A 4837-nucleotide genomic window follows, 5' to 3' on the forward strand; every position below is an offset into this window, starting at 1 on the left:
GCGGGTGCCGTGGGCGTGGTGGTCGTCGTACCGCCGAGCATGTCCTTGGTGACGGGAACGCTCAGCGTGCCGTTCCACCAAAGGCCCTGCTGGCCGGAGATGACGTCCTTGCCGTCCAGCGCGCCGCGGTCATAGGTGACCCCGGCCGCGTTGGAGGCGACGCTGTGACCGTTCACCACGACCGAACCGACAAAAAGGCTGCGGTCCTGGCCGTTGACGACGGCGTCGTTGTCGTACTGGACCTGGACCTTGTGCGCCTGGGTCGGGTCGAGATCGACCGTGAATTTGTAGGCGGTCTGGCTGGTGGCGGCCACCTTGGCGTCGCCCACCGCCTTGCCGTCGACCAGAAGCTTGAAGTGCGGAGGCACCCCGCCGGCGCTCTTGCCCCAGGCGTTGACGACGACGCTGTAGGATTTCGTCGCCGCCGGCAATGCAGCCGCCGGATCGGCAATATCGGCCGCCGGGAACAGCGAGGCCGGCAGCGGCACGTTCAGTGCGCCGCCCCAATACAGGGCTTCCTGTCCCTTCACCACGTCCTTTCCGTCGACCGCACCCTTGTCATAGGTGACCGACGGGTCGGTGGCGGCGATCGACGTGCCGTTCACCGAGACGGCGCGGACGAACAGGTTGCGGTCGACGCCGCCCGACAGGCCGTCGTTGTCGTAGACGATCTGCAGCTTGTGCGCGCTGTCGGCCGCGACCTTGGCGGAGATGGTGTAGCGCCCCAGGGTGCTGCTGTTCACCGTCGCCTGACCGATGGTCGCGCCGTCGAGCTTGAGCGCCAGATGCGGCCAGACGCCGCCGGCTGCTTGTCCCCAAGCGTCGATCGCGAAGGTGACATCGATGAGATTGGACCCGGTGAGCGACATCGGCACGACTCCCATTAATCGGATATTAAGATTTTGCTAGACTGGGTTAACCGTATCGGTTGGATTACCCTTCTCGTTGGGAGTAGTCGCACAGAATTCGCTATAGAATGGAGAGTCAATCTTGGGACATGACTCTGACTCATCTTTGACTCTTCCAAAAAAATCGATTTTGAGTCCGCGAATGTTTTAGTGTCTGAAGGAATGAGTCAGACAACGGCAGTCTTAAGCCTGTTGTGTGGCGTCCGTATCTTTCGTTTGTTTGGCGTGGGTGCCGGCGCCGTGGTCCACTTCGGCACGAACCGCCGCAAATACCGCCGATCAGGCCGGGCAGGAGACCGTTCCATGCGCACCGCTTCCCTGCGCATCGCCGTCGTCACGCAGAAGATCGTCCGGCACGACGGACAGGGGCGCGTGAACGCCGTTGTGGTCGACGAACTGCTCCGCCGCGGGCATGAGGTCGTCGCCATCGCGTCGGAATTGGCGGAGGAACTGGCGCGCCATCCCCGCTTGCGCTGGATCCCGGTCAGCGGCGGCGGTGTGCCGACGCAATTGGCGAAGGACCAACTGTTCGCCTGGAGGGCGAGCCGGGCCTTGGCGCGGGAACGGCAGGCGGGAATTGATCGTGTGGTGGTGAACGGCTTCGTCAGTTGGGCGCGGTCGGACGTGAATGCCGTGCATTTCGTCCATTCCGCCTGGATGCGCTCCGCCACCCATCCGATCCGCAAGGGCGTTTCGCCGCTGTCGCTCTATCGGGCGCTCTACACCCTGCTGAATGTCGGGTTCGAGCGCTGGAGCTTCCGCCGTGCCGGACGGCTGGTGGCCGTCTCACGGACCGTTGCGGACGAACTGCGCCGGGACGGCATCGAGCCTGCCCGGCTGCGGGTGATCGACAATGGCGTCGATGTCCGGGAGTTCCGTCCGGGCACGCCCGATCCAACGCTGTTCGGCCTGCCGCCCGGCCGTCCGGTGGCGCTGTTCGTCGGCGATGCCCGCAGCGACCGCAAGAATCTGGACGGGGTGCTGCGCGCGCTGGCCGAGGTGCCCGATCTAGCGCTGGCGGTGGTCGGCGACGAGCGCGGTGGCCCGTTCCCGGCGATGGCGCGGGCGCTGGGGGTAGAGGAGCGGGTCCGCTTCCTCGGCCACCGGCGCGACGTGGCGGCGCTGATGCGGGCGGCCGACCTGTTCGTCTTCCCGACCCGCTACGAGCCCTTCGGTCTCGTCCTGCTGGAGGCGGCGGCCAGCGGTCTGCCGGTCGTCACCACCCGGCTGGCCGGCGCCGGCCGTCTGCTGGAGGACGGCGCCGCCATCCTGCTGGACGACCCGGACGCGCATGGGGATCTGGTGCGGGCGATGCGCGATCTTGCTGCGGACCCGTCACTGCGCCGCCGCATGGGCGAGGCAGGCCGCCGCATCGCGGAGAGCCAGGACTGGTCGGTGACGGCCGGACAGTATGCCGATCTGCTGGAGGAACTGGGGCCGGCGGATCAGCCGGTCGATGGGCGGCGGCTGTTGGCCGGGTCGGCGTCCTGACCCGCTGCCCTTACCGCAACTCCAACCTCAGCTCCATGACCACGCTGTCGCTTCCCGGCGGCGCGTCCGTCGCCGCGATGCCGACCGGCGCTGCCGGTCCGGGAGTGGGATCGGCGCGCTGGGGGGTGCCGCTGCCGGGACGCAGGACGGTGCCCATGCGGATGGCGGCGCGGGTCTTGCCAACCGGGACGGTTCCACTGGTCGCGACGGGAACGACGCCACCGGCGGCAGCCGAGGTCAGGGCGACGCCGTCGGCTGGGCGGTCGGGCTCCAGCCGGCGCACCCGGTCGTAGTCGCGCTGCACCAGATTGCCGGCATCGATGCCGCCGGCACCGACCTTGCGGAACTCACCGGAGCAGTCCAACGCCTCGAACCGGTTGGCGCGGCAGGTGCCGGAGACGGCGAGAGCCGGGGCGAAGCCGTCGCGGCCGAGGCGGATCAGCCGTTCCGCATCGTCGAACCGGTTGCCGACGGCCGAAGCCGCGACGATGGCGGCGGTCTCGATGTCGGCGGCGCGGTCGTTGGTGCCGTCGCCGAAGCTGGCGCTGCCGCCGGTGAACTGGTTGCGCTCCAGCGCCCGCACCACGATCAGACCGGCGACGGGTCGCTTCGCCAAGCGATAGGCCGGCAGCAGCGATCCGCTGCACCCGATCAGGACATTGCCGTACATCTCCGCCATCGGCCCCTGGATCCAGCCGTTGCCGCAGGCCTCGAAGGCGCAGTCCAGGAACTTGTTGTTGGACAGGAAGGTCCGTTTGGCCGGCCCGTCCTCCGCCAGGATCGCATAGGGCGAGAAGCCGAAATGGCAGGAGATGAAGCTGGAATGGTCGATGCCGTTCTCCGGCGACACGGCGATAGAAGCCAGCGTGTTGCCGGCGAGGTCGGTGTCGAGGAACAGGTGATCGCCGAAGCTGTCGGTTCCCGCCGACCAATAGGCGCCGATGTGGTTCTTGGTCAGCTGGCAGGAGATCAGCGAGGAATGGTCGCGCCAGACATCCACCCCGGCGCGGAAGCCGAACACCCCGACCCGCTCCAGCAGGAAGCGGGAGGTCAGCGCCAGCCCGTCCATGCCCGGCGGCGGATCGCCCGGCCGATTGCCGGGCTTCGGCCCGCGTAGGCTGATGTGCGCGATGCGGCTGCGCTGATACCCCTTGTCGTCGTCGCGAATACCCTGTCGGCTGCCGGCCCGGATGGCGAAACGTCCCGGCCCCAGATCCTCCGGCCAGGACAGCAGCGAGGCGCGCATGCCGGCGCCGACGATCTCCACCTCGTTGAAGGCGTCGTCATAGCGGTCGAGGTTGGGCAGGACGATCTCGCCATCCAGCCGGTAATGGCCGGGCGGCACCAGCACCGTTCCGCCCTGTCCGCTGCGCGCCAGTTCCAGCACGGCACCCTGCAGAGCCGCCCAATCGCATTCCTGGTCCAGGGAGCGGACATGCGGATGGGTGCGCCGTGCCGCCTCCAGGTTTTTGTAACGCTCTGACAAAGGATGGCTGCGCCCGTCGCCGAAGGCGCCCCGTTCGCGGATCGACAGGGCTGGGCCGTTTCTCGGCGGCGGGTCGGGGGTCGGGCGCAAAGGCTTGTCCTGAGCGGCTTGTGCGACGGCGGGCCTCTGGGCGGCGGGCAGGGCGAGGGCGGCGGCCAGCAACGCGCGCCTGCCGATGCGGCAGCCGGCACCGCCGCTCATGGCGTGAAGGCCCGGGATCGCCGGTCGAGCCGGCCCAGCGAACCGATGCCATCGCTGAGGGCTGCGCGATAGACCTCCTCCAACCGGTCGAGATGGCTGTCCAGCGTGAAGGGCGCACGCCAGTACCCGTCATGCGCGTTGCGGCCCATCCGCTCCACCTCCGCGTCGTGGGACAGCAGTCGGAGGCAGCGGGCGAGGTCGACGGCATCGCCGCTGCGGAACAGGAAACCGTTCTCTCCCGGCAGCACCGCCTCCGCCGCCGCGCAATTGTCGCTGACGATGATGGGAACGCCATTCGCCAGTGCTTCGTAGGCGGCGAGCCCGAACGTCTCGTACCACAGCGATGGAACCACCAAGGCCCGCGCCCGCTGTACCTCCTCCAGCACGGCGTCGGGCGGCAGCCAGCCGGCAAGCTCCGCATCGGGGTTCAGCCGCCGCACCGCCGCCGCCTCGTCGCCATCGCCGACGAAGCGGACCGGACAGCCGGCCTGTGCCGCCGCCTCGGCCAACAGAGCGGCGCCCTTCTCGCGCGACAAGCGGCCGACGAACAGCACGGGGCGGTTGCCGGCGACCGGAGCAGGTCCGCGATCCTCAACTTCAACCGGGTTGGGGACGGGCAGGGTGACGGTGCCGGGCGGCAGATGGGGGGCGATCACCGCGCGCTGCCGGTCGCTGAGCGTCACCACCGCCATGCCGCCGGTGAAGCCGCCGGCCAGCGCCCCCGCCGCATGGCGGGCGGGCCCCCCCCCCT

Annotated in this window: 4 protein-coding genes; 1 reads left to right on the forward strand and 3 read right to left on the reverse strand. The window is 69.0% G+C overall.

Going from position 1 to position 4837, the window contains the following annotated elements:
- Window positions 1-869 (reverse strand): carbohydrate-binding domain-containing protein (locus tag TSO5_RS31630; protein WP_282183547.1); only part of this gene is annotated, 869 nt, incomplete at its 3' end.
- Between the two features lie 342 nt (window positions 870-1211).
- On the opposite strand from TSO5_RS31630, the gene TSO5_RS31635 reads away from it, so the two are divergent.
- The gene (locus TSO5_RS31635) at window positions 1212-2399 is read left to right on the forward strand and encodes a glycosyltransferase family 4 protein (RefSeq protein WP_109155333.1); all 1188 of its coding nucleotides are present in this window, start codon (window positions 1212-1214) and stop codon (window positions 2397-2399) included.
- Window positions 2400-2409: 10 nt separating this feature from the next.
- Here TSO5_RS31635 and TSO5_RS31640 read toward each other — a convergent pair whose 3' ends face one another.
- Both TSO5_RS31640 and TSO5_RS31645 read right to left on the reverse strand, forming a co-directional pair.
- On the reverse strand, window positions 2410-4086 hold the full coding sequence (locus TSO5_RS31640; RefSeq protein ID WP_109155335.1) for a DUF2190 family protein: 1677 nt from the start codon (window positions 4084-4086) through the stop codon (window positions 2410-2412).
- The coding region (locus TSO5_RS31645; protein WP_146203884.1) for a glycosyltransferase at window positions 4083-4837 on the reverse strand (755 nt) is incomplete at its 5' end. The genes TSO5_RS31645 and TSO5_RS31640, both read right to left, overlap by 4 nt.

Source organism: Azospirillum sp. TSO5, from assembly GCF_003116065.1.
GTDB lineage: Bacteria > Pseudomonadota > Alphaproteobacteria > Azospirillales > Azospirillaceae > Azospirillum.